The organism is Paraburkholderia sp. RL17-368-BIF-A, from assembly GCF_046054045.1.
Classification (GTDB): Bacteria; Pseudomonadota; Gammaproteobacteria; order Burkholderiales; family Burkholderiaceae; genus Paraburkholderia; species Paraburkholderia graminis.
Map to the genome: position 1 here is coordinate 196853 of NZ_JARESN010000012.1, position 24033 is coordinate 220885.

Below are 24033 nucleotides of genomic sequence, written 5' to 3' on the forward strand. Positions count from 1 at the left end.
TGACCAAGAGGTACTTCGCATGCAAGCCCTTCATAGCGGATCGATTAGCCGATCGATTAGCGAATCGATTATCGACTCGCAGAACGACTACCCCGAATACGCCGCGCCCCTTTCGCTCGACGTGCTGATCGACGAGGTCGAGCGCCGCCGCGATGAATTCGATGCACTCTCGCATGTGCCGCGCGATATGGTCGCCAAGATGAAACGCGCAGGCATTTTTCGCGCGAGTACGCCGAAGCGTTTCGGCGGCGACGCACTGCCGCCGCCGCGCTTTCTCGAGGTGCTCGAGCGCATCGCCATTGCCGATGGGTCCACCGCATGGGTCGCCGCGTTCGGCTCGGCTAACACCTACCTCGCGTCATTGCCCGTTGAAACGCAGGCTGAAATTTATGCGTCCGGGCCCGATCAGGTCTTTGCCGGCGGGCTGTATCCGCTGCAAAAAGCCGAGCGCCTGGAAGGCGGTTACCGCGTGTCCGGGCAATGGCGCTTCGCGAGCGGTTGCAAGGGCGCGGACTGGATCGGCGTCGGCATCGGCGGCGCTCCCGCCGGCGCAGACGATAAAAACGCGGGCAAGCCGTTCACCGCGGTTTTTCCTGCAAGCGAAGTCGAAATCGTCGAGAACTGGAACGTGGTCGGCATGCAGGGCACCGGCAGTCACGACTTGCGCCTGAAGGACAAGTACGTCGACGAGCGATGGACCTTCGTTCGCGGCGGCGTCGCGCTGATCGACGAGCCGTTGTATCGCTACCCTGCCGTCAGCTATCAGGCGCAGGTGCATGCCGCCGTCAACGTCGGCCTCGCGCGCGCGGCGCTCGACCTGCTGGCAGGCATGTCGGGCGTGACGAAGACCACCACGGGCGCGCCGCGTCTCGCCGACCGCGCCTACTATCGCTCCGGCCTCGCGCAAGCGGAAGCGCAGTGGCGCAGCGCCCGCGCGTTTTTCTTCGACACCGCGGAAGCATCGTGGCGCACCGTGCTCGCAGGCGACCCCGTGCTGCCCGCGGAAGCGAACCTGCTACGCCTCTCAGCGACGCACGCGGCGCATACGTGTGCCGACATCGTGATGCAGGCGTACAAGATGGCGGGCGTTGGCGCGATCTACCGGGAGAGCCGCATGCAACGGCTCGTGCGCGATTCGATCGTCGTGACGCAGCACGCGTTCCTCGGCGAAGGGACTTACGACGCATCGGGAGCCGTCTTCGTCGGCATTCCGCCTGTGACGCCGTATCCCTGAGCCGTGAGAGGAGCGATGGCCATGACGCACGACGAACAACGCACCCAGTTCCGCAACGCGATGGCGAGCCTCGCGGCGGCGGTCAACGTGATCACCACCGACGGTCCGCACGGCAGATGCGGCATCACCGCGAGCGCCGTGTGTTCGGTGACGGACTCCCCGCCGACCATGCTGATCTGCATCAATCAGTCGAGTTATGTGCACGACGTGCTGCACGGCAACGGCCGCGTATGCATCAACGTGCTGGGCGCGCAAGGCCAGGAGCCGGCGCGCGTGTTCGCGGGCATGACCGGTTGCTCGATGCAAGCGCGCTTCGATCAATGCGCGTGGCACGCGGGCCGCCTTGCGGTCCCTGTGCTCGACGATGCAATCGCCACGCTGGAAGGCACGATCATCGACAGCAAAACGATAGGCTCGCACTCCGTGATCTTCGTGCGGATCGAGCATATCGATCTGTGCGGCGAAGGCAACGGCCTCGTCTACTTCGGCAGACGATTCCACCTGCTCACAGGCGAGGCGGCATGACGATGCAAGTTTGCCTTTTCCTGATCGGCGGTCCGCGCATGCAGCCGCTGCTTGACGGCGCCGCGCTGCAACGGGCGGCGGAAGGCGTCGAAGGTCTGAGCAGGCTCATCGTTCATGAACCGCTCGAACAGCGCGTCGACCCGCGCATCGCGGCCTCGAGCGATGCGCCGTCGACCGTACTGCAGTGGTACTTCGACGATCTTGCGCCGCTCGAAGCCGCCTGCGCGGAAGACGGCGCGATTCATCGCGCGTTGCAGGCTGCGGCGAGTCACGCATTGAGCCGGCAATCGTTCGCGCAGCAGGTCATGGCGGTGCGCACGCACAAACGCACCGCGCGATTCGACGCCGAGCGCTGCACCTATCTGGTCGCCTACGAAGGCATCGCCGACAACTTCAACGCGTGGCTTTCGCATTACCTGGAACATCACCCCCCATTGATGCTGCAACTGCCGGCGCTGCGTGAGCTGGAGATCTATACGCGCATCGACAGCAGAAGCGGCTTGCCTTTTGCCCAAGCCAATGCGATGCAGCGCAACAAGGTCGTATTCGACGATGCCTCCGCACTCGCGATCGCGCTTGCCTCTCCGGTCCGCGACGCGATGCGCCGCGACTTCCACGCGCTGCCGCCTTTCACGGGCGCGACGCCGCATTTTGCAATGCGCAGCAACTACGGTAATCTCGGGACACACTGACCGGCGTCGCGAGATGCGCGTTGCCCCCTTTGTCCGCGAGCGAAGCGCATGACCAAGCCGCATGTCGGCATCGCCGATCTGAACCTGCTGCGCGTTTTCCTTGCGATCTGGGATCTGCGCAGCCTCACTGCCGCCGGTGATCGCCTGGGTTTGACGCAGCCGGCCGTGAGCCACGCGCTGCGTCGTCTGCGAAATCTTTTCGAAGACCCGCTGTTTCTGCGCACGCCCGGCGGCATGGTGCCCACCGATGCCGCCTACCGCCTTTATCCGCCGCTCGCCCAGGCGTTCGCGATCATCAACGACGCGGTACAGCAGCTCGCGAAGTTCGACCCCGCCACGGCGCAGCGCGTGTTTCGCGTGTCGATGTCCGACATGTCGGAGTTTTATTTTCTGCCGCCGCTCGTTTCGATGCTGGATCGCGAGGCGCGCGGCATTCGCATCGAAGTGGCGAATATCCCTGTTCAATCGGTGAGCGCCGCGATGCGCGCCGGCGAGATCGACCTGGCGCTCGGCTATGTGCCCGGACTCGACGCAGGCTGCGTGAGCCAGACGCTGTTCGTCGACGAACATGTGTGCGTGGTGCGCGCGGGTCATCCACTGCGTAAGGCGAAGCCGACACGCGAAGACCTCGCCGCGCTGCGCTACGTGTATGCGACCACCAACGCGACCGGGCACCGCATGGTCGAGCAGTGGCTCGACGAACTCGACGTCAAGCGCGAGGTCGTCGTGCGACTGCCGCATTTCGTCGTCGCGCCGGAGATCGTGATGAACACCGATCTTGCCGTGATCTTTCCGAAGAGCATCGCGCGCCGGTTCAATCGCGGCAAGGCGTTCCGCGTACTGCCGTTGCCGTTCTCGCTGCCGCCGATCGAAATCAAGGTGCATTCGCATACGCAGTCCGCGTCTGACCCCGGCATTGCATGGCTGCGGGACGCGCTGTTCGCGATGTTCCATCAGCCGCAAGCCTGACGCGCGCACTCACTCGGACTATTTGCCGCGCTGATATTCCCCGCCCTTTTCGGCCGATTTGACGCAGTTATCCGGCGCTTTGAAACTGTCCGCTATGCGAAGCCCGAGAGGCGCGCGCCACCTACCTACCCAGCGAGCAGACATGTCCACGGTTCAATCCTCCTCGGCAGCCGAACGTATTCCAGCGACGCCGGATCGCGCACTCAGACGTATCGTCGTCGCGTCCGTCGCGGGCAATGCAATGGAGTGGTATGACTTTTTCGTCTACGGCACGGCCGCGGCGCTCGTGTTCGGGCAACTGTTCTTTCCGGCCAACGCGGACCCGCTGGTCGGAACGCTCGGCGCTTTCGCGGCGTTTGCGATGGGCTTTGTCGCGCGGCCGCTAGGCGGCGTCGTGTTCGGACATATCGGCGACCGCTACGGACGTCGCGCGTCGCTGGTCTGGACGCTGCTCATCATGGGCGTCGCGACGTTCGGAATCGGCCTGTTGCCGACCTACGATCACGTTGGCCTGTGGGCGCCCGCCGCGCTGGTCGGCCTGCGTCTGCTGCAAGGCATTGCCTCGGGCGGCGAGTGGGGCGGCGGCGTGCTGATGATCAGCGAAAGCGCACCGCCCGAAAAACGCGGCTACTACGCGGCGTGGAGCCAACTGGGCGTGGGCGGCGGCTTCGTACTTTCGTCGGCGGCATTTCTCGGCGCTCAAGCGTTGCCGCACGATCAGTTCATTTCGTGGGGCTGGCGTCTGCCGTTCCTCGCGAGCATCGCCATCTTCGCGATTGGTGTCTACATCCGCCACAACCTGCCGGAGAGCCACGATTTCGAGGAAGCGAACAAGGCGGGCAAGACCGCGCACATGCCGGTGATCGAGGTCATCAAGCGTCACCCGAAAGAGATTCTCATGGCGATGGGCTTGCGCGTCGCGGAGAACGGCGGTGCCTATATCTTTCTCGCGTTCTCATTGGTCTACGGAAAGTTTGCCGGTATCTCCAACTCGATCATGCTCACCGGTGTGATGCTCGCGATGATCATCGAGATGTTTGCGATGCTTCTGTGGGGCAAACTCTCCGACCGCATTGGACGCAAGCCCGTCTACATGATCGGCGCGGTGTCGCTCGTGGTCATGGCGTTCCCGTTCTTCTGGCTGCTCGACACGCATTCGACACCGCTGATCTGGCTCGCGCTGGTGCTCGGAACGGCCGTCTGCCACGGCGCGATGATCGGCACGCTGCCCGCGCTGGTCGGCGAATTGTTCAGCACGGAAGTGCGCTATTCAGGCGTTGCACTCGGACATGAGGTCGCGTCGATTTTCGCGGGCGGCCTGTCGCCGCTCATCGCGACGGCGCTGCTCGTGCGGTATCACGCTTACTGGCCCGTCGCGTTATTCCTCATCGGTCTGGGTCTCGTCACCGTCGTGACGCTCAGGTTCACGCATGAGACGCGGCGCTAACCTCGACTCATCGTTTTCGAAATTGTCATCGGAAAGCATCATGCAAGCTCAAGCCCTCAAGGTCCGCGTCGACGCCCTGTCTGAAGAAGCGCACGGCGTGCGCTCGTTCAAAATCTCGCGTCTCGACGGCATGGACTTCGAACGCTTTGAACCGGGTGCGCATATCGACGTCACGAGTCCCTCGGGAATCACGCGGCAATATTCGTTATGCGGCGATCCCGAATGCGTATCGTCTCAAGTTTTCGCGGTTAAAAAAGAAGAGCAGTCGCGCGGCGGATCGCGCTCGCTGCATGAGGAAGTGAGTATCGGCACAGAACTGCAGGTCGGTGCGCCGCGCAATCTGTTCCAACTGAACGACGGCGCCAGCGAGCATATCCTGATCGGCGCGGGCATCGGCATTACGCCGTTGCTCTCGATGGCCTATCGCCTCGCTGCACGCGGCGCGCGCTTCACGCTGCACTACTTCGCGCGTAGCGAGGCACATGCCGCGTTCATGACGCTGCTCACGCGCGCGCCGTTCGACTCCCATGTGAGATTGCACTTCGGTGTGCGGCGCGACGCGCTTGCCGCCGAACTCGACATCTGCCTGAGCGAAGCGGGCCCCGACGCCCATGTCTACACATGCGGTCCCGCGCCGTTCATGGACCTCGTGGTCGACACCGCGCAAAAGCGCTTGCCCGCCGATGCCATTCATCTCGAACGGTTCAAGGCCGAGCCCGCAAACGAAACGGGAACCTCGCTCGCGAGCTTCCAGGTACAACTGGCGAGCACGGGTCAGACCGTGAAGGTGGACGAAAAAACATCCATCGTCGATGCCCTCGCTTCGATCGGCATTGAAGTAGACACATCATGCGGCGAGGGCGTGTGCGGCACTTGCATGGTCGACGTGATTAGCGGCGAGCCCGAGCATCGAGATCATTGCCTTAGCAAGGCGGAACGCGCCAGCAACAGCGTGATCTGCTGCTGTGTATCGCGCTCGCGTACGCCGGTGCTCGTGCTGGATTTGTAGCTCTGCGACCTGTACTTCTCACATCTTCGTGAAGCCGGCGAGGATGTCGGTGATGAGGCCTCGCATCCAGACAATGCCTTCGTCGTCGTTGAAATGCTCGTGCCAGTGCATCGTGACAGCCGCTTTCGGCACATGCACCGGCAATGCGTAAGTACGGAAAGCGTCGCCGCGATTCAGGATATGCGCGAGCCGCTCCGGCAACGTCGCCAGTAAATCCGTTGCAGCGAGCACGCCAGGCACCGCCACGAAATGCGGCAGCACGAGCGCGACATTGCGCCCGACGCCTTGCGAACGCAGCGCATCGTCGAGCGCATGATGACTGTGTTCGAGCGAATTGATCTGCACATGCGATGCGGTCAGGAACTGCTCGAGCTTCAACTCATTTCCGCGCGGCAAATCCGGCCGGTTGCGCGTCATGCAGACATACGATTCCTCGAACAGCAAACCATGCTTCGTGCGTGGCAACAACAACGGCAGGTTGCCAATCGCGAAGTCGAGGCGGCTGGAACGCAACGCCTCTTCCATCTCTTCCACGCGCATCGGCTCGACCACCAGCTTGACGCGCGGCGCGGCTTTCTGGAGCGCGGCACATAGCGCCGGAAGATAGGCCATTTCGCCTGCATCCGATAGCGACAGACGAAACGTGCGCGTGCTCGTCGCCGGATCGAAACGCTCGGCGTATCGCAGCGCCTGCCGCACGGTATCCAGCGCACGTCCCACGATGTCCGCGAGTTCCAGCGCAACGGGCGTCGGTTGCATCCCGGCTCTCGTGCGAATGAAAAGCGGGTCGTCGAAAAGCGTGCGCAGTCGTCCGAGCGAGTAGCTGACTGCGGGCTGCGACAGCGCAAGCCGCTCGCCTGCTTTCGTCAGACTGCGTTCCTCCACGATGGCCTGGAACACGCGCAGCAGATTCAAATCGATGTGGTCGATGGAGGTCATGGGGACTCGCGTTAAATCGGCCGCGTTTATCGGGCGACCTGTTTTTAATCGATTTGACGCATGATCTTCGCAAAGCGAGACTGATGTCAACGAGACGATGCGCTCACGTCGCAGTGCCTCTCCCTTCTCAGCCACTCAACCTCCCCACGATCACGATGAGTACGCCGACCTATCAAACCATCGACACCAGCGCGCTCGCGAAGCGCGCGGAAGCCGACCGCATCGCGCCTTCGCTTTACTACGATCCGCAACTGTTCGAAGAAGAACTTGAGCGCATTTTCTACAAGACGTGGGTGTGGGTCGCGCATGACAGCGAGTTGCCGAAGCCAGGCGACTTCGTGACGACGACGATCGGCCGGCAGCCGGTCATCGTCGTACGCGACAAGACGGGCGCGGTGAACGTGCTGCAGAACCGCTGCCGTCATCGCGGCGCGACCGTGTGCGAAGAGCACAAGGGCAATGCAAAAGGCTTTACGTGCCCGTATCACAGCTGGTCGTATGCGCTCGACGGCACACTGCGCGCGCTGCCCTATGGCGACGGCTACGAAGGCGTTTGCGAGAAAGGCGATCTGCCGCTCAAGAAGCTGCGCGTCGGCGTGTACCAGGGTTTGATTTTCGCGAGCTTCAACGAAAACATCGAATCGCTGGAAGACTTCCTCGGCGGTGCAAAACCGTGGATCGACCTTTTCATGAAGCAAGGCGCCGGCTATCCGATCAAGGCCAACGGCGAGCACAAGTTCAAGTTCAAGGGCAACTGGAAGATCCAACTCGAGAACACGACTGACCTCTATCACTTCCCCGTCGTGCACAAGTCGTGGATGAAGTCTATTGACGATGAAACCGCCGCCGCCATCACCAGCTTCATGACGAGCGAAGACGCGTTTTGCCGCTCGCTCGGCAATGGCCATAGCCTCGCGGTGCTGGTGCCCGAGATCGTCGATCTGGATAAGGACGACGGCGCGCCGTTGCCCGAGCGCTTTAACGAACTCGCCGCGCAACTCGCGCACAAGCACACGCCGGAAGAAGTGCGCCGCATTGTGCGATCGCTGATGGGCGTCGGCTTCAATCTGAATCTGTTCCCGAACCTCGCGTTGTCGATGGCTTTCTTCCGCGTGCTGCGCCCGATCTCCGCGGAAGAAACGGAGATTCGTCACGTCGCGCTCGCGATGGACGGCGGCCCCGAAGAAGCGAACCGCGTGCGGCTTCGCATACACGAGCACTTTCAGGGGCCGTTTGGCTTCGGCAGTCCCGACGACGCGGAAGCATGGGAACGCGTGCAGCGCGGCTCGTATGCGGGCCCCGACGTACCGATTCTCGTGAACCGTGGCCTCAACCGCGAAACGACCGCGCCGAACGGCGAAAAGACCGCGCACGCAACCGACGAAACCGGCATGCGCGAAGCGTACCGCCAATGGCGCGCAATGATGGAGCAAGCATGATGGACGAGCGCAACGCACTTTTCTCGCACCAGACGTTTGCACGCGCGATCGAGTTTATCTGGCGCGAAGCCGAGCTTCTCGACCGGCGCGACTATCACGCGTGGTTGCAGATGTGGGACCCGAAAGGCGTTTATGTCGTGCCGATCGATCCCGATACGACCGACTACGCATCCACGCTTAACTACGCCTTCGACGATCAGCACATGCGCGAATTGCGTGTGCAACGCATGACTTCGGGCTACTCGGCATCCGCATCCGATGCGGCGCGCACGGTGCGCACGGTGTCGCGCTTCACGCGGTCGTCGGAGAGTGCGGACGTCGTTGAAGTGAAGTCTTCGCAGATCATCATCGCGTACAAGCGTGGCGTGTCGACGATCTTCGCGGCCGATCTCACGCACAAGATCAGCATGGCCGACGGCGAGCCGCGTCTCGTCGAGAAAGTCATCCGCCTGATCAATTCGACGGAAGCGCTGAACGCGATCGGCTTCCTGCTTTGATGTTCAATCGCGCATCGGCACATGCATGCGCCGATGCGCTTTCGCCTTTTCATCATGCCGACACTCGAAGTTTATTTGCCGCAAGGTCACAGCGACGACCGCAAGGCATCGCTCATTCATGGCCTCACGCAGGCGACCGTCGATGCCATCGGCGCGCCCGCCGAGTCCGTACGCATTCTATTGTCGGAGTTGCCGGCATCCAATATCGGGCTGGGCGGCAAGCTCACGCCAGCCGCGTTGCCGGTGATCGTCGCGATACTGATCGCGGGCCGCACCGACGCGCAGAAAGAAGCGCTGATCGCACAGCTTTGTGAAACCAGCGCCGCTGTGCTTGACGTGCCGTTGCAATCCACACGCGTGATGATCAAGGACATTCCGAATACGGATTTTGGTCTTGGCGGTAAAACCGCTCGCGCTTTGGGCCGATAGCGACGCGATGCGTGCGCGCGGCTCACCAACCCGCTGTCACTCCAAAGAACATGATGACCGACACTCGAGAACTACCGTTGCGCGTGCTGTTTTGCTGCGGCGTCACGCAGAACTTTTTCGACCTGCCGCGCGACGAGATCGGTGAAGTATGGCAAGCCTACAGCACCATGCTCGCCGCGATTGAAGCAATGGAAAATGTACGCGTGCTCGGCGTGATGGACGACGACAGGCTGGTCGTCGGCAACGCTGACGGCGCGCCGTGGACCTTCTACATCATGGCCGATGTTGCCGACTTCGACACCGCCGTTGCGGTCTGCAATCTGTATCGCACGACGCCTGTAGGCCGATACAACCTCTGGCGCTACGGCAAGATCGAAGCGCGTGTAGGTCGCCCACTGACCGCGCCGCCTGTCTCCGCCAGCAAAGATATATGACGCGATGATCGACATCACTCTCGAACGACTGCAGGCGCGCCTGCACGCACTCGAAGCGCAAAACGCCGTGCGCAACACCATCGCGCGGTATATGGCACTGTGCGATGTACCGGCGCGCGCGCTCGAACACGAATCGCTCGCGGCACTATTCACCGATGACGCCGTGTGGGAAGGCATCGGCCCGCAGTATGCGAACAAGTTCGGCCGCTTGCAGGGACCGGCGGACATCGTCGCGATGTTGCAACGCTATCTGCCGCCCACGCCGCACTTCGCGACCAACGTTCATTTTCTGACGAGCGAGCATATCGAAGTAGACGGCGATACAGCCAAAGGCCGCTGGGTCATGTTGCAGGCTTCCGGCTATGTCGGTGCCAACGCCGAGCTCATCTCGGCACGCCTCGAAGTGGATTTCACGCCGTCGCCGCGCGACAACGATAACTGGCTGATTCGCCACTTCCGCACCGAGCGTCTCTTCAGTGCGCCCTGGCACGTCAACCCCGTTCAAGGAGCGTGCGCATGAGCGCTTTCCTGCAACAGTTCGATCTCGTCGCGCAACCGCGCGCGAATGCGCCCACGATCGCGATCAAGGACAGCATCGACATTGCCGGCTATCCAACGACCGCTGCAAGCCGCGCGCTCGCCGATACGCCGCCCGCCTCGCGTCACGCGGAAGTTGTGCAGCGCCTGCTCGATGCATGCTGGCGCATCACGGGCAAAACGAACATGCACGAGCTGGCGTTCGGCATGACCGGCATTAACGACTTCAGCGGCACGCCGCGCAATCCGCAAGACGCGGCGCGCATTCCCGGCGGCTCGTCGAGCGGTTCGGCATCGGCCGTTGGACTCGGGCTCGTCGATGCCGCGCTCGGAACAGATACCGGCGGGTCGGTGCGCGGTCCCGCTGCATGCTGCGGCGTGATCGGACTCAAGCCGACGTTCGGGCGCGTGTCGCGCGAAGGCGTGTCGCCGCGGGTTACCACGCTCGACTGCGTCGGTCCCTTCGCGCGCGACATGACGACGATTATCGACGTGATGCTCGCCATCGACCCATCGTTTGAAGTCGACCGTGCGCGCCGCGACGCAAGAACCGCGCGTATCGCCATGCTCGATGTCGAAGCCGATGGCGAAATCAGTCGCGCCATCGCGGCCGCCGTGACACGCAGCGAACTTGGCTCGCATGACGTGCGGCTGCCATCCATGCGCGATGCGTTCGCGGCAGGTCTTGCGGTCATCAACGCGGAGACATGGCGTGCGTTCGGTCATCTGGTCGACAGCGGGAAGCTCGGCGCGGATATCGAAGCCCGTCTGCGTGCCGCGGCGAACACCAAAGCGGCTGATCTGGATTCGGCCGAACGTATCCGCCACATCTTCACCGATGAGGTCGACCGCGCGCTCGAGCAAGCCGACGTGCTTATCCTCCCGACAATGCCCGCGCTGCCGATTACGATCGAAGCGGCGCGCGCCGGCACGTCGGTGATCGGCATGTCGTCGCTTATCCGGCCTTTCAATCTCAGCGGACATCCGGCGCTCACGTTGCCGGTTCCGATCGTCGGGTCGTCGCTTAAAGCGGGATTGCAGGTCGTGGGTCGCACGGGCGAAGATGAAACGGTGTGCGCGGTTGCGGCACATATCGAAGCCATGTTGATGCGCTGAGCGCGTCGAACGCACATTCAGGAACCGCGCTTATGTCCAATAGAGTCGTACTCGTTACAGGCGCTGCGAGAGGATTGGGCGCAGCGGTCGCGCGCCGCTTTCTCGATGCCGGGTATCGGGTCGCGTTAGGCGACATTGCCGTCGACGCCGCTCAAGCGCTCGCGCGCGAACTGAGCAGCGATGGATCGCGTGCGTTTGCGATCAGGCTCGACGTCACATCGAAGGCGGATTTCGAGGCCGCACGCGATGCGATGCTCGAGCGCTGGGGCGCGATTGATGCGCTCGTGAACAACGCGGGCGCATCGAAGATCGTTCCGGTCATGGACATTACGGCCGAGCAGTTCGATCAGGTCATCGACGTGAATCTGCGCAGCGTGCTGTTCGGCTGCCAGGTTTTCGGACAGCACTTCGCGACAAAGGGCGCAGGGCGCATCGTCAATATCGCTTCGCTCGCGGGACAAAACGGCGGCTCGGCGACCGGCGCGCATTACGCCGCGGCAAAAGGCGGCGCTCTCACGCTCACGAAAGTTTTCGCTCGCGATCTCGGCCCGCTTGGGGTGACTGTCAATGCTATCTCGCCGGGTCCGCTCGATCTGGCCATCGTTCATGAAACCGTACCGGCAGAGAAGCTGGAGAAGATCATCGCCGGCATTCCGGTGGGGCGCCTCGGCTCTGCAACTCATATCGCGGACGTCGCCGTGCTGCTGGCATCGCCAGATGCCTATTTCACCAACGGTGCCTGCTGGGACATCAACGGCGGGCTTTTCATGCGTTAAGCGTTGAGCGTTAAGTGGATCGTGGGCTGGCCGCCTGGTCTCGCAACGTCTTTTACTTGACATCTAAACTATCTAGACCTAAATTAACCCCACAGCAAAGTCCACAGTGGGGAACAGCATGCGCATCGTCTGTATCGGCGGCGGCCCGGCGGGGTTGTACTTCGCCCTGTTGATGAAGAGCCGCAACCCGGCGCACGATGTCACCGTCGTGGAACGCAACCGTCCATACGACACTTTCGGCTGGGGCGTCGTCTTTTCGGATCAGACGCTCGGCAACCTGCGCGCCGCCGATGCGCCAAGCGCCGACGCAATACTGAACGCGTTCAATCACTGGGACGACATCGAAATCCATTTCGGCGGACGCAAAGTGCGCTCGTCCGGTCACGGCTTTTGCGGCATCGGCCGTAAACGTCTGCTGAATATCTTGCAGGCGCGTTGCGAGGAATTGGGCGTGAAGCTCGTCTTCGAAACGCAGGTCACAGACGACACCCAGTACGAAGCCGACCTGATCGTCGCGTGCGATGGAGCGAACAGCGCTATTCGTCAGAAGTACGCGTCGGCCTATAAGCCGAACGTAGACATGCGCGATTGCCGCTTCGTGTGGCTCGGCACGCGGAAGTTATTCGACGCGTTTACCTTCGCATTCGAAAAGACGCAATTCGGCTGGTTTCAGGCACACGCCTATCGTTTCGACGACGAGACATCCACGTTCATTGTCGAAACGCCGGAGCGCGTATGGCGCGCCGCCGGACTCGACGAAATGAGCAAGGAAGAAAGCATCGCATTCTGCGAGAAGCTCTTCGCAAAGTACCTGGACGGCAATCCGCTGCTCTCGAACGCCGCACATTTGCGCGGCTCATCGCAATGGATTCGCTTTCCGCGCGTGGTCAACGAGGAATGGGTGCACTGGCGCAGCAACGCAGACGGCACGCAAACGCCGGTCGTGCTGATGGGCGACGCTGCGCACACCGCGCATTTCTCGATCGGCTCGGGCACCAAGCTCGCACTCGAAGATTCGATCGAACTTGCCAACAGCATCGGCGCGCATCGCGACGATCTGCATGCGGCGTTGGAGCACTACACGCAAGTGCGCAGCGTCGACGTATTGCGCATTCAGAACGCCGCGCGCAATTCGACGGAATGGTTCGAGCACGTCGAGCGCTATACATCGTTCGAGCCCGAACAGTTCGCGTACTCGCTGCTCACGCGCTCACAGCGCATCTCGCACGAGAACCTGCGCGAGCGCGACGCGCGTTATGTGTCCAGTTTCGAAGACTGGCTCGCGCGGCGTTCGGGCGTCGAGCGAGCGCCGCAAAAGCATTCGGTCCCGCCCATGTTCACGCCGTTCACGTTGCGCGGCGTCACGCTGAAAAACCGCGTGGTGGTGTCGCCGATGGCGCAATACTCGGCCGTCGACGGAATTGCCGGCGACTATCACCTGATGCATCTCGGCGCGCGCGCAATGGGCGGCGCCGCGCTCGTCATGACGGAAATGACCTGCGTGTCTCCGGAGGCGCGCATCACGCCAGCGTGTCCCGGCATGTACGCGCCCGAGCATCTCACCGCGTGGAAGCGCATTGTCGATTTCGTGCATCGTCAGTCCGATGCGAAAATCGGCATTCAACTCGGCCACTCGGGCGCAAAAGGCTCCACGCGCGTCGCGTGGGAAGGCATCGATCAGCCGCTCGACGAAGGCAACTGGCCGCTCATTTCCGCATCGCCGCAGCAGTATCTGCGCGGCGTCAGCCAGCATTCGCGCGAAGCAACACACGACGACCTGCGCGAAATCGAAGCGCAGTTCGCGCGCGCAACGCAAATGTCCGCGGAAGCCGGCTTCGACTGGCTCGAATTGCACTGCGCGCACGGCTATTTTCTGTCGAGCTTTCTGTCGCCGCTCACCAACCGTCGCACCGACGAATACGGCGGCTCGCTCGAAAATCGTCTGCGTTATCCGCTGCAAATCTTCAAGGCCATTCGCGCGGTGTGGCCGCAAGACAAGCCCATTTCCGTGCGTATTTCCGCGAACGATTGGGTCGAAGGCGGCACGACGCCCGACGACGCCGTGCAGATCGCGCGCGCATTCAAAGCCGCGGGCGCCGACATGATCGACGTGTCGTCGGGTCAGGTCAGCAAGGAAGAAAAGCCCGTCTATGGCCGCATGTTTCAGACGCCGTTCGCCGATCGCGTGCGCAACGAAGCGGGCATCGCGACCATCGCCGTCGGCGCGATTTCGGAAGCGGACCACGTGAACAGCATCATCGCCGCCGGCCGCGCCGATCTGTGCGCGATCGCGCGTCCGCATCTCGCCAATCCATCGTGGACGTTGAATGAGGCCGCGAAAATAGGCTATTTCGACGTAACGTGGCCTAATCAATACATCGCCGCGAAGTCGCAACTCGAACGCAACCTGGAACGCGAACGCGCGCAGGCTGCGGCCAACGCGGGTTTGTCGGCGCAAGAGCGCGCACAGCGCGCGGAAGGAACCACGTGAATTCAAACCACTCGTCACTCGCGGGACAACATGCTGTCGTCACGGGCGGCGGCAGCGGCATTGGCGCCGCTATTGCCGAAGCACTGCTGCGCGCCGGCGCGCGCGTCACCTTGATGGGCCGCAATGCGGAGCGGCTCGAGATGCAACGCGAAAAATGCCACACATTGGGCGACGTCGCGAGCATCACCGTCGATGTCACGCAAGAAGAGTCCGTCGCGAAGGCTTTCAGTAAAGCGGGCGCGGTGGACATAATGATCAACAACGCGGGCCAGGCCCAGGCCGCGCCGTTCACGCATACCGACATGACGCTATGGCAGCGCATGCTCGACGTGAATCTCACCGGTGTCTTTCTCGGCACGCGTGCAGTGTTGCCGGGCATGCTCGAACGCAAGAACGGACGCATTGTTAATGTGGCGAGTACAGCGGGGCAAATCGGCTATGCGTATGTGGCCGCGTATTGCGCGGCGAAACACGGCGTGATCGGTCTTACGCGCTCGCTTGCACTCGAAGTCGCGACCAAAGGCATCACCGTCAATGCGGTTTGTCCCGGTTACACCGAAACGGAACTGCTGCATGCGTCGCTCGAACAAATCACCAGCAAGACTTCGCGCACGGAAGAACAGGCGCGCGAGAGTCTGCTTCGCTCGAATCCGCAGCATCGTTTCGTGAGTCCGGAGCAGGTCGCGAATGCGGTGCTGTGGCTGTGTCAACCGGGCTCGGACGCGATCACGGGGCAGTCAATTTCCATCGCCGGTGGAGAAGTGATGTGAGCAAGTCATCCAACATCAAGAAGATTGCCACCGGCGACGCGAAGGCTGCAGAAGCCAAAGCGCCGCGCAAAGGCGTCGCGAAACCCGCGGAGAACGTCGTGGATCTGGAAATGAGCACTGGCGCCGACAGTCACATGGGCTTGCGTTTGTGGCTGCGCATGCTGACCACGACGAACCTCGTGCAGGCCGAATTGCGCAAGCGTCTGCGTAACGAATTCGACACCACATTGCCGCGATTCGACTTGATGGCGCAACTCGAGCGTCATCCTGAAGGGCTCAAGATGACCGAACTTTCGCGTCGCCTGATGGTGACGGGCGGCAACGTCACTGGCATTACCGATCAGCTCGAAAAAGAAGGCCTCGTCTCGCGCGATAACGATCCGAACGATCGCCGTTCGATTAGCGTGTGCCTCACGCCTGCGGGCCGCAAAGCGTTCGACAGGATGGCGGCCGCGCATGAGCAATGGGTTGTGGAGCTGTTCGGCGGCTTGAGTCTCGAGGAGAAGTCGCGCACGCATCAGCGGCTTGGTAAGTTGAAGAAGCATCTGCTGGATAGTCTGAAGGACTAAGGCCTCGCGCATTCAAGGAGGACACACGCATATGTCACAAACAAACGCCGACGCGCTATTAGCAGGCAACCGCGTCACACTCGCGAATTACGAAGCGCGGCACTTCGGCTGGTCGGTCGCGAACAAAGTCGCGACCATCACGCTCAATCGCCCCGAGCGCAAAAACCCGCTTACCTTCGAATCGTATGCGGAGTTGCGCGACCTGTTCCGCCAGCTAGCGTATGCGACCGACGTGAAGGCCGTCGTCATCCACGGCGCAGGAGAGAACTTCTGCTCGGGCGGCGACGTGCACGACATCATCGCGCCGCTGATCGACCTGCCGATGCCCGAACTGCTGCTCTTCACGCGCATGACGGGCGACCTCGTCAAAGCGATGCGCCATTGTCCGCAACCGGTGATTGCCGCCGTCGACGGCGTGTGCGCCGGCGCAGGCGCGATTCTCGCAATGGCGTCCGACATGCGCCTTAGCACCGCGCGCAGCAAGCTCGCCTTCCTGTTTTCGCGCGTCGGTCTCGCGGGTTGCGACATGGGCGCTTGCGCGATTTTGCCGCGCATCATCGGTCAAGGACGCGCCGCCGAACTGCTTTTCACCGGACGCTCGGCGAGCGGCGACGAAGGCTATGCATGGGGTTTCTATAACCGGCTTTGCGAGCCCGCCGAGCTTCTTGAAGAAGCGCAGAAGCTCGCCGCCGATCTCGTCGCCGGTCCGACATTCGCGCACGGCATCACGAAGAAGATGCTGCATCAGGAATGGAGCATGAGCATTGACGAGGCGATCGAATCCGAAGCGCAGGCACAGGCCATCTGCATGAGCACTCGCGATTTCGAGCGCGCATATCAGGCGTTCGCCGCGAAATCGCGCCCTGTGTTCGAGGGAGATTGACGTGAGCGCCGATAAGCACATCGATTTGCATAGCGCGCTCGCGTGGCCTTTTTTCGAGCCGCGTCATCGTGAGCTGGCTGCGGGCATCGAGGCCTGGTGCCGCGAGAATTTATCGCATGAAGAACACACGGCAAACGTCGAGCGCGATGATGTCGATGCGACCTGCCGCCGGCTCGTGCGCGAACTCGGCGCAAGCGGATGGCTTAAGTATGGCGTCGGCGGCGTCGCTTACGGCGGCCACGGCGACACCATCGACACGCGTGCGGTCTGCCTGCTGCGCGAAACGCTGGCCAAACATTCGGGCCTCGCGGATTTCGCACTCGCGATGCAAGGCCTCGGCTCAGGCGCGATCTCGCTCGGCGGCACGCATGAGCAGAAAACCCGCTACTTGCCGCGCGTGGCGAACGGCACCGCGATTGCGGCCTTTGCGTTGTCCGAACCGGAGGCGGGATCTGACGTCGCCGCCATGTCGCTGGCTGCGCGCGAAGACGGCGACGCCTACATACTCGACGGCGACAAGACGTGGATTTCCAACGGCGGCATCGCCGATTTCTATGTCGTGTTCGCACGCACCGGCGAAGCGCCGGGCGCGCGCGGCATCAGCGCGTTCATCGTCGACGCGGATACGCCGGGACTCGAAATCGCCGAACGCATTGACGTCATCGCGCCGCATCCGCTCGCGCGTCTGCATTTCGCGGGCGCACGCGTACCGCGCAGCCAGATGCTCGGCGCGCCTGGCGAAGGCTTCAAACTCGCGATGCGCACGCTCGATATTTTCCGCACGTCGGTTGCGGCCGCGTCGCTCGGATTCGCGCGCCATGCGATGGCCGAAGGACTCACGCGCGCCGCGTCGCGCAAGATGTTCGGCCAGACGCTCGCCGATTTTCAACTGACGCAAGCGAAGCTCGCGCAGATGGCGTTGACCATCGACAGCAGCGCGCTCCTCGTCTATCGCGCGGCCTGGTTGCGCGATCAGGGCGAAAGCGTGACACGCGAAGCGGCGATGGCGAAATGGCACGCGAGCGAAGGCGCGCAACAGGTCATCGACGCCGCCGTGCAGCTTCATGGCGGCATGGGTGTGCAAAGCGGCGTCTCGGTCGAAATGCTGTATCGCGAGATTCGCGCGCTGCGCATTTACGAAGGCGCGACGGAGGTGCAGCAATTGATCGTCGGCCGCGATCTGCTGAAGGCGCACGCAGCCGCAAGCGCCGTCGCTGGAGAAAGCGCGAAATGACCACGCACTTCGAAAGGCCCGTACGTATCCGCTTTTCGCACTGCGATCCTGCGGGCATCGTGTTCTTTCCGCAGTATCTGGTGATGACGAATGCGCTCGTCGAAGACTGGTTCAACGAGGGCTTGCACATCGACTATGCGCAGATGATCGCCCAGCGCCGCATCGGGTTGCCTATCGTCAAGCTCGACTGCGAGTTTTCACGGCCGAGCCAGATGGGCGAAACGCTCATCTTGACGCTGAGCGTGAACGCGATCGGCCGACGCTCGATCAGCATCGACATTCTCGGTCATTGCAACGGCGAGACACGTTTCCGTGCGAAACAGGTACTCGTGACGACATCGCTTGAAAGCGGCCGCTCGATCGACATTCCCACCGACATCGCCAACGCACTCGCGATGTTTGCTCCCCAGCCCGAATTCAGCGAGGCGCAACGCTCATGAAAAAAGCACTTCTTCCCGCCGGCTGGATCAAGCCACGCGGTTACGCAAACGGCGTCGCGGCAACCGGCACGCAAGTGTTCATTGCAGGCCAGATCGGCTGGGACGAACAGGCGCAGTTTCAGACCGACAACTTCGCCGGCCAGGCGATTCAGGCGCTCAAAAATGTACTCGCCGTGCTGCACGAAGCCGGCGGCAAACCCGAGCATCTCGTGCGAATGACGTGGTACGTCACCGACAAACGCGAGTACCTGGACTCATTGAAGGAAATCGGCCGCGCGTTTCGCGAGTTGATCGGCGACTACGACATCGCGATGAGCGCGGTGCAAGTCGTCGCGTTGATCGAGGACGAAGCCAAGGTCGAGATCGAAGCCACCGCCGTCATTCCGCAGTAAGGACACGCAAGCTCTCGTCAACTGAAGCGCATGAAGCCGGCTCGATACCGGGGAGACCACGATGGAACCGTCAGCACACGTCGATACTTTCGCGCGCGACAATCTTCCGCCGCAGGATCAATGGCCTGTTTTTCTGCTGGACAACCCCGACGTCGCTTATCCAGCGCGTTTCAATTGCGCAACGGAGTTGCTCGATAGCACGATCGAAGCAGGTCACGGCGAGCGTCCGGCTGTTTGGTCGCTGGTGGACGGCGAGCCGCGCGCCACCACGTATAACGAGTTGCTCGCGATGGTCAATCGCAGCGCGCATGTACTCGTCGATGAAATGGGTTTGCACCCTGGCAATCGCATTCTGTTGCGCGGGCCTAATACGTTGCAGATGGCGGTGGCCATGCTTGCGTCGCTGAAGGCCGGGCTTGTTGTCGTGCCGACCATGCCGCTGCTGCGCGCGAAGGAGTTGAAGCAGATCATCGTGAAGGCGCAAGCGAGCGCCGCGCTTTGCGATGCGCGCCTGACCGAAGAACTCGCGCGCTGCACAAATCCACAAGACGAGTTCTATTGCGCGGAGTTAAAGCAAACACTGCTGTTTCATGACGATGCAGCCGATTCGCTCGATACGCTCGCCGTCAATAAGCCCGACGACTTTACCGCATGCGATACCGCAGCCGACGACGTCTGTCTGATCGCGTTCACGAGCGGCACGACAGGCGCGCCAAAAGGCTGCATGCATTTTCATCGCGACGTGTTGGCGATGTGCGATCTGTTTCCGCGTCATGTGTTGCGCCCTTCCGCCAGCGATATTTTCTGCGGCACGCCGCCGCTCGCTTTCACATTCGGGCTTGGCGGCTTGCTGTGTTTTCCGCTGCGTGTGGGGGCGTCGACGGTACTGATTGAGAAGCTCACGCCCGAGACGTTGTTGCAGACCGTCGAGCGCTTTCACGCGACCATCATGTTTACAGCGCCGACTTTTTATCGGCAGATGGCGCCGCTCGTCGCGCATCACGACGTGTCGAGCTTGCAGAAAACCGTGTCGGCCGGCGAGGCATTGCCTGACTCGACGAGGCGTTTATGGCACGACGCGACGGGCATCGACATGATCGACGGAATTGGCGGCACCGAGTTGATCCACATTTTCATTTCGGCGCAGGGCCATGAGATACGCCCGCATGCAATTGGCCGCGCAGTGCCGGGCTATGTCGTGCAAGCCGTGGACGACGCGATGCAACCGGTCGCGCCAGGCACCATCGGCAAGCTCGCGGTGCGCGGGCCGACCGGCTGCCGTTATCTCGCCGATGAACGGCAATTGAAATTCGTGCGCGACGGCTGGAATCTGCCGGGCGATTCAGTTTATATCGACGCAGACGGCTACGTGTTCTACCAGGCGCGCGCCGACGACATGATCGTTTCAGCCGGCTATAACATCTCCGGTCCGGAAGTGGAAAGCGTGTTGTTGCAACATGAAGCCGTGGCCGAATGCGGCGTGATCGGCGTGCCGGACGACACGCGCGGGCAGATCGTGAAGGCGTTCATCGTCGTCAATCCCGGCTATACAGCCGACGACAAACTCGTCGCACAGTTGCAGGAATTCGTGAAGGATACGGTGGCGCCGTATAAGTATCCGCGCGTTATCGTGTTCGTCGATTCACTGCCGCGCACTGAAACAGGCAAGCTCAAGCGCTTCGAATTGCGTACGATGGCGTAGCCCTCTTCCTCGCCAATCTCGAGAGACCTCAGGAGACACACGCATGGCCGGCTCTTTCATCGAAGTTGTCGCCCAGGACGGCGGCCGTTTCAATGCCTACGTTGCGCGTCCGGTGCAAGGCTCGGGCCCTGGGCTCGTTCTGCTGCAGGAAATTTTCGGCATCAACGAGACCATGAAGGCGACGGCCGAGCGCTTCGCCGAAGAAGGCTATGTGGTGCTGGTGCCCGATCTGTTCTGGCGCATCAAGCCAGGCATCGAACTCGGTTATGGCGACGCCGACATGAAGCAGGCGCTCAACTATCTGGCGCAATTCGACACCGATCTTGCCGTCGACGATATCGCGGCCACCGTTGCCGCGTTGCGCGCGATGCCCGAGCAGGCCGGCAAGGTTGGCGCGGTCGGCTACTGCCTCGGCGGCAAGCTCGCGTTTTTGAGCGCGGCGCGTACCGATGTGGATTGCGCGGTGAGTTACTACGGCGTGGGCCTCGATGCGTATCTGGACGAAGTACCGGCCGTGCGTTGTCCGATGGTGTTTCACTTCCCCGAGAACGATGCGATGTGTCCGCCGGAAACGCGCGAGCGGATCAGCGCTGCGTTGCGCACGCGTCCGCAAATCGAGCAGTACGTGTACCCCGGTTGCGATCATGCGTTTGCCGCGCCTGCGCGTCCGCAATACGACAAGCCTGCTGCAATGATGGCGTATTCGCGCACGCTGGCCCTGTTGCGCAAAGTACTCGGGCCTGTCTACGATCTCAACGCGTTGTGGGAAGCGCATTGCTATCACGAGTTCGCGACGCGCGACGTGGAAGCGGTCATGCCGACGATGGTCGCCGAGCCTTACGTCAATCACGTTCCGACGATGACGGGCGGTGTCGGTCATGACAATCTCAAGCGCTTTTACACGCATCACTTCGTCAACTCGAATCCGCCCGACACGAAGCTGATTCCGATTTCGCGGACTATCGGCGCGGATCGTATCGTCGATGAGTTCATTTTCAGTTGCACGCATAGCTGCGAAATCGACTGGCTATTGCCGGGTGTTGCGCCGACGGGAAAGTACTTCGAAGTGCCGATGCTGGCTGTGGTGTGCTTCCGCGGCGACAAGCTTTATAACGAGCACATCTACTGGGATCAGGCGAGTGTGCTGGTGCAGGTGGGCTTGCTCAATCCCGAGGGATTGCCGGTGGCGGGTATTGAAAGCGCGCGTAAGTTGCTCGATGAGAGCTTGCCTTCTAATGAGTTGATGGGAGCGAAGTCGCGTGTGTGACTCTTTGTTTCGTGCAAGGGTGCGGCTAGAGGCCCGCCTCTGCACAATAGCCCTATGATGTGACGTTCCATTGGCCACCGTTTATCGACCATGCTGACTGTCCATCATTTGAATAACTCGCGCTCGCAACGCGTCTTGTGGCTGCTCGAAGAACTCGGCGTTCCGTACGAGATCAAGCGCTATGAGCGCGATCCAAAAACGATGCTCGCGCCGCCCGAGTTGCGCGCGGTGCATCCGCTCGGCAAGTCGCCGGTTATTACCGATGATGGGCTGACCATCGCCGAGTCGGGCGCGATTATCGAATATCTGGTCGACAAGTATGGACAGGGGCGCTTTGCGCCAGCGGCCGGCACCCCCGAGCGTTTGCGTTACACGTACTGGCTGCATTACGCGGAAGGGTCGGCGATGCCGCCGTTGCTGCTGAAGCTGATCGCGCTGCGTATCGCGAGTGCGCCGATGCCCTTCTTTGCGAAACCGATCGCGCGGAAAATTGCGGGGACGCTGCAATCGAGTTTTGTGGATCCGCAGTTGAAGCTGCATCTTGGGTATATCGAGGATCAGTTGAGTAAGAGCACGTGGTTTGCTGGCGATGAGTTTTCTGCCGCCGATGTGCAGATGAGTTTTCCGCTTGAGGCGGCGACGGCGCGCGGTGGGATGCGGCTGCCTGCTGTGACTGCGTTTTTGCAGAGGATTCATGCGCGCGCGGCGTATCGGCGGGCTTTGGAGAGGGGTGGGGAGTATGGGGTTTTGGGTGGGGGGTGATCGGGTGACGAGCCATGGCGCGGAATGCATCGTTGCACTAAACTCCCGCGATTTCAAAAAGAACAAAGGACACCCGCAGGATGATCAAGTCAGTCCATCAATACCCGGAAGACTACGACCCGCACGGCGACAATCCGCCGTTGACCGCTGCACAGCAGGAAGCGGTCAGTCGCCTCACGGAGGCTGATCTGCTTGCGATAGATGCGGCAACCATTGCTAACATTGTCGACAACTGGCGGAAGGTTGCGAGAGTAGTGGGCACGACTATTATCGGATTCGCCGACCAGTCGTTATATCCGGGTTTGGGCGATGTCTTTTACGCGCAGCGGATAAGGCTGATGGTCGAGAAGGGTCTTGTCGAGGCGGTCGGCGATCTGAAGCGCATGGGCTATAGCGAGGTCCGGTTGCCGCGGTCGACAAGTGGCGAATGCACGAGTGAGCGCTGATGCGCCGCCGCACCCAGTGCATGCTATCCCAGCCGTGTGCGCGAACCGCGCAACAACCTAGGAAGTGATGCGACTGCGCCGCTGCCTGCAGCGCTCGGTTGAGATCGGCACCGGCAACCCGCGTGATGAAGCGCCGCGTGCGTCGGGAGTACGGTGGTACGAAACGGGAGACGGGAAGCCGTCGCCCCATGATTAGCGCGCCAGCAGTTTTCTGGCGACAAAGGGCGACTTCGGTCGCCCTTTGCCGTTTGACCACAGATAACGGATTTTCAGACACGTCTGATTGGACCGAATCACCCCACAGCGTAAAACGCGTGAAGAGCTGAAATAGCTCCAGATCGCGGCCAGCCTGACCTTTGCAGTCCTGACCTATCGGGCCGCGTCTCCGACAAATCAACAAGGAGGCCAGGTCCATGGCAGACCTGCAAGACGCGCTGCGTGCCATAACCGGACGCCAGGCGTACTTTCTCGACGTGCCCGGCACGGACAGCGCGGCGGCGCTCTCGGTCGTGTCGTTCACGGCAACCGAAAAGATGGGCGCACCCACCGAGGTGCGCATCGAGTTGACCCACCCGCAGCAGCTTGCACGCGCCGACTACCTGAACGTTGACGCCACGTTTTCCATCGTGCCCGACGATGGCGCTACACGTAAGTTCTCGGGATTCATCGCGCGCTTCTCGACGATCCAGACCACGCGGGACTATGTGAAGTACCAGGTCGTGCTCAGATCGCACTTCGCGCGACTCGAGGCAGTGACCCGCAGAAAAATCTTCCAGCACGCGAGCACGCCCGACATTATCGCGGCCGTTCTGCGCAGTCATGGGCTGAGGGAACACCAGTTTTCATTCAGGTTGCGCGAGCAGTACCGCAAGCATCTGTTTCGCATGCAGCACCAGATGAGCGACCTTGCCTATGTCCACATGCTCGCAGAGAAGGCCGGAATTTACTGCTTCATTGTGGAGACGCAATACGGCGACGAAATCGTATTCGCGGATGACGTCGATCACTATGTCTACGACCCACGGTTGATCGTA

At 61.7% G+C, this 24033-nt stretch carries 26 protein-coding genes; 25 read left to right on the forward strand and 1 reads right to left on the reverse strand.

What is annotated here, in order from left to right:
* Positions 1-19 precede the first annotated feature (19 nt).
* The 6 genes from P0D87_RS21510 (at position 20) to P0D87_RS21535 (ending at position 5876) form a co-directional block, all read left to right on the forward strand.
* On the forward strand, positions 20-1234 hold the full coding sequence (locus P0D87_RS21510; RefSeq protein WP_053860792.1) for an acyl-CoA dehydrogenase family protein: 1215 nt from the start codon (positions 20-22) through the stop codon (positions 1232-1234).
* Between the two features lie 21 nt (positions 1235-1255).
* Positions 1256-1759 carry a 4-hydroxyphenylacetate 3-monooxygenase, reductase component gene (hpaC, locus tag P0D87_RS21515; RefSeq protein WP_053859837.1) on the forward strand — a complete coding sequence of 168 codons (504 nt, stop codon included), beginning with the start codon at positions 1256-1258 and terminating at the stop codon, positions 1757-1759.
* 2 nt (positions 1760-1761) lie between these two features.
* Positions 1762-2451 carry a hypothetical protein gene (locus P0D87_RS21520; RefSeq protein ID WP_053860791.1) on the forward strand — a complete coding sequence of 230 codons (690 nt, stop codon included), beginning with the start codon at positions 1762-1764 and terminating at the stop codon, positions 2449-2451.
* A gap of 48 nt (positions 2452-2499) precedes the next feature.
* Positions 2500-3420: a LysR family transcriptional regulator gene (locus P0D87_RS21525; RefSeq protein WP_006047301.1), complete on the forward strand. Its 921-nt coding sequence runs from the start codon at positions 2500-2502 to the stop codon at positions 3418-3420.
* Positions 3421-3562: 142 nt separating this feature from the next.
* Positions 3563-4867, forward strand: coding sequence for an MFS transporter (locus P0D87_RS21530; RefSeq protein ID WP_006047302.1), 1305 nt, complete (start codon positions 3563-3565; stop codon positions 4865-4867).
* Between the two features lie 40 nt (positions 4868-4907).
* Positions 4908-5876, forward strand: a complete 969-nt coding sequence (locus P0D87_RS21535) for a PDR/VanB family oxidoreductase (protein ID WP_053860790.1) — start codon at positions 4908-4910, stop codon at positions 5874-5876.
* 18 nt (positions 5877-5894) lie between these two features.
* Here the strand turns inward: P0D87_RS21535 and P0D87_RS21540 are convergent, their stop codons facing one another.
* Positions 5895-6815, reverse strand: coding sequence for a LysR family transcriptional regulator (locus P0D87_RS21540; RefSeq protein WP_408637028.1), 921 nt, complete (start codon positions 6813-6815; stop codon positions 5895-5897).
* Between the two features lie 155 nt (positions 6816-6970).
* On the opposite strand from P0D87_RS21540, the gene P0D87_RS21545 reads away from it, so the two are divergent.
* The 19 genes from P0D87_RS21545 to P0D87_RS21635 form a co-directional block, all read left to right on the forward strand.
* Entirely contained in the window at positions 6971-8254 is a 1284-nt protein-coding gene (locus P0D87_RS21545; protein ID WP_029967125.1) for an aromatic ring-hydroxylating oxygenase subunit alpha, read from the forward strand.
* Entirely contained in the window at positions 8251-8751 is a 501-nt protein-coding gene (locus P0D87_RS21550) for an aromatic-ring-hydroxylating dioxygenase subunit beta (RefSeq protein WP_053859836.1), read from the forward strand. Before P0D87_RS21545 ends, P0D87_RS21550 begins: the two co-directional genes overlap by 4 nt.
* Before the next feature lie 54 nt (positions 8752-8805).
* Positions 8806-9180: a tautomerase family protein gene (locus P0D87_RS21555; RefSeq protein ID WP_044020373.1), complete on the forward strand. Its 375-nt coding sequence runs from the start codon at positions 8806-8808 to the stop codon at positions 9178-9180.
* 53 nt (positions 9181-9233) lie between these two features.
* On the forward strand, positions 9234-9614 hold the full coding sequence (locus tag P0D87_RS21560) for a hypothetical protein (protein ID WP_053860789.1): 381 nt from the start codon (positions 9234-9236) through the stop codon (positions 9612-9614).
* Between the two features lie 4 nt (positions 9615-9618).
* Complete coding sequence (locus tag P0D87_RS21565) at positions 9619-10134, forward strand: nuclear transport factor 2 family protein (RefSeq protein ID WP_029967133.1); 516 nt, start codon at positions 9619-9621, stop codon at positions 10132-10134.
* Positions 10131-11267 carry an amidase gene (locus tag P0D87_RS21570; RefSeq protein ID WP_053859835.1) on the forward strand — a complete coding sequence of 379 codons (1137 nt, stop codon included), beginning with the start codon at positions 10131-10133 and terminating at the stop codon, positions 11265-11267. Before P0D87_RS21565 ends, P0D87_RS21570 begins: the two co-directional genes overlap by 4 nt.
* A gap of 32 nt (positions 11268-11299) precedes the next feature.
* Positions 11300-12043, forward strand: coding sequence for an SDR family NAD(P)-dependent oxidoreductase (locus P0D87_RS21575; RefSeq protein WP_006047311.1), 744 nt, complete (start codon positions 11300-11302; stop codon positions 12041-12043).
* 118 nt (positions 12044-12161) lie between these two features.
* Positions 12162-14534 carry a bifunctional salicylyl-CoA 5-hydroxylase/oxidoreductase gene (locus tag P0D87_RS21580; RefSeq protein ID WP_053859834.1) on the forward strand — a complete coding sequence of 791 codons (2373 nt, stop codon included), beginning with the start codon at positions 12162-12164 and terminating at the stop codon, positions 14532-14534.
* The gene (locus P0D87_RS21585) at positions 14531-15304 is read left to right on the forward strand and encodes an SDR family NAD(P)-dependent oxidoreductase (protein ID WP_053859833.1); all 774 of its coding nucleotides are present in this window, start codon (positions 14531-14533) and stop codon (positions 15302-15304) included. The genes P0D87_RS21580 and P0D87_RS21585 overlap by 4 nt, the downstream gene beginning before the upstream one ends.
* Positions 15301-15873 (forward strand): MarR family winged helix-turn-helix transcriptional regulator, encoded by a 573-nt coding sequence (locus P0D87_RS21590; protein ID WP_053859832.1) that lies wholly within the window; start codon positions 15301-15303, stop codon positions 15871-15873. Before P0D87_RS21585 ends, P0D87_RS21590 begins: the two co-directional genes overlap by 4 nt.
* 31 nt (positions 15874-15904) lie before the next feature.
* On the forward strand, positions 15905-16756 hold the full coding sequence (locus P0D87_RS21595; RefSeq protein WP_053859831.1) for an enoyl-CoA hydratase family protein: 852 nt from the start codon (positions 15905-15907) through the stop codon (positions 16754-16756).
* Position 16757: 1 nt separating this feature from the next.
* Complete coding sequence (locus P0D87_RS21600) at positions 16758-17990, forward strand: acyl-CoA dehydrogenase family protein (protein ID WP_053859830.1); 1233 nt, start codon at positions 16758-16760, stop codon at positions 17988-17990.
* Positions 17987-18430, forward strand: a complete 444-nt coding sequence (locus tag P0D87_RS21605; RefSeq protein WP_053859829.1) for an acyl-CoA thioesterase — start codon at positions 17987-17989, stop codon at positions 18428-18430. The genes P0D87_RS21600 and P0D87_RS21605 overlap by 4 nt, the downstream gene beginning before the upstream one ends.
* Positions 18427-18822 carry a RidA family protein gene (locus P0D87_RS21610; RefSeq protein ID WP_053859828.1) on the forward strand — a complete coding sequence of 132 codons (396 nt, stop codon included), beginning with the start codon at positions 18427-18429 and terminating at the stop codon, positions 18820-18822. Before P0D87_RS21605 ends, P0D87_RS21610 begins: the two co-directional genes overlap by 4 nt.
* A 61-nt stretch (positions 18823-18883) precedes the next feature.
* Positions 18884-20524, forward strand: coding sequence for an AMP-binding protein (locus P0D87_RS21615; RefSeq protein ID WP_053859827.1), 1641 nt, complete (start codon positions 18884-18886; stop codon positions 20522-20524).
* Between the two features lie 43 nt (positions 20525-20567).
* On the forward strand, positions 20568-21791 hold the full coding sequence (locus tag P0D87_RS21620; RefSeq protein WP_053859826.1) for a dienelactone hydrolase family protein: 1224 nt from the start codon (positions 20568-20570) through the stop codon (positions 21789-21791).
* 90 nt (positions 21792-21881) lie between these two features.
* Positions 21882-22553, forward strand: a complete 672-nt coding sequence (locus P0D87_RS21625) for a glutathione S-transferase (RefSeq protein ID WP_053859825.1) — start codon at positions 21882-21884, stop codon at positions 22551-22553.
* Positions 22554-22633: 80 nt separating this feature from the next.
* Positions 22634-22999: a DUF3658 domain-containing protein gene (locus P0D87_RS21630; protein WP_053859824.1), complete on the forward strand. Its 366-nt coding sequence runs from the start codon at positions 22634-22636 to the stop codon at positions 22997-22999.
* Between the two features lie 413 nt (positions 23000-23412).
* On the forward strand, positions 23413-24033 hold a 621-nt coding region (locus tag P0D87_RS21635), incomplete at its 3' end, for a contractile injection system protein, VgrG/Pvc8 family (protein WP_408637029.1).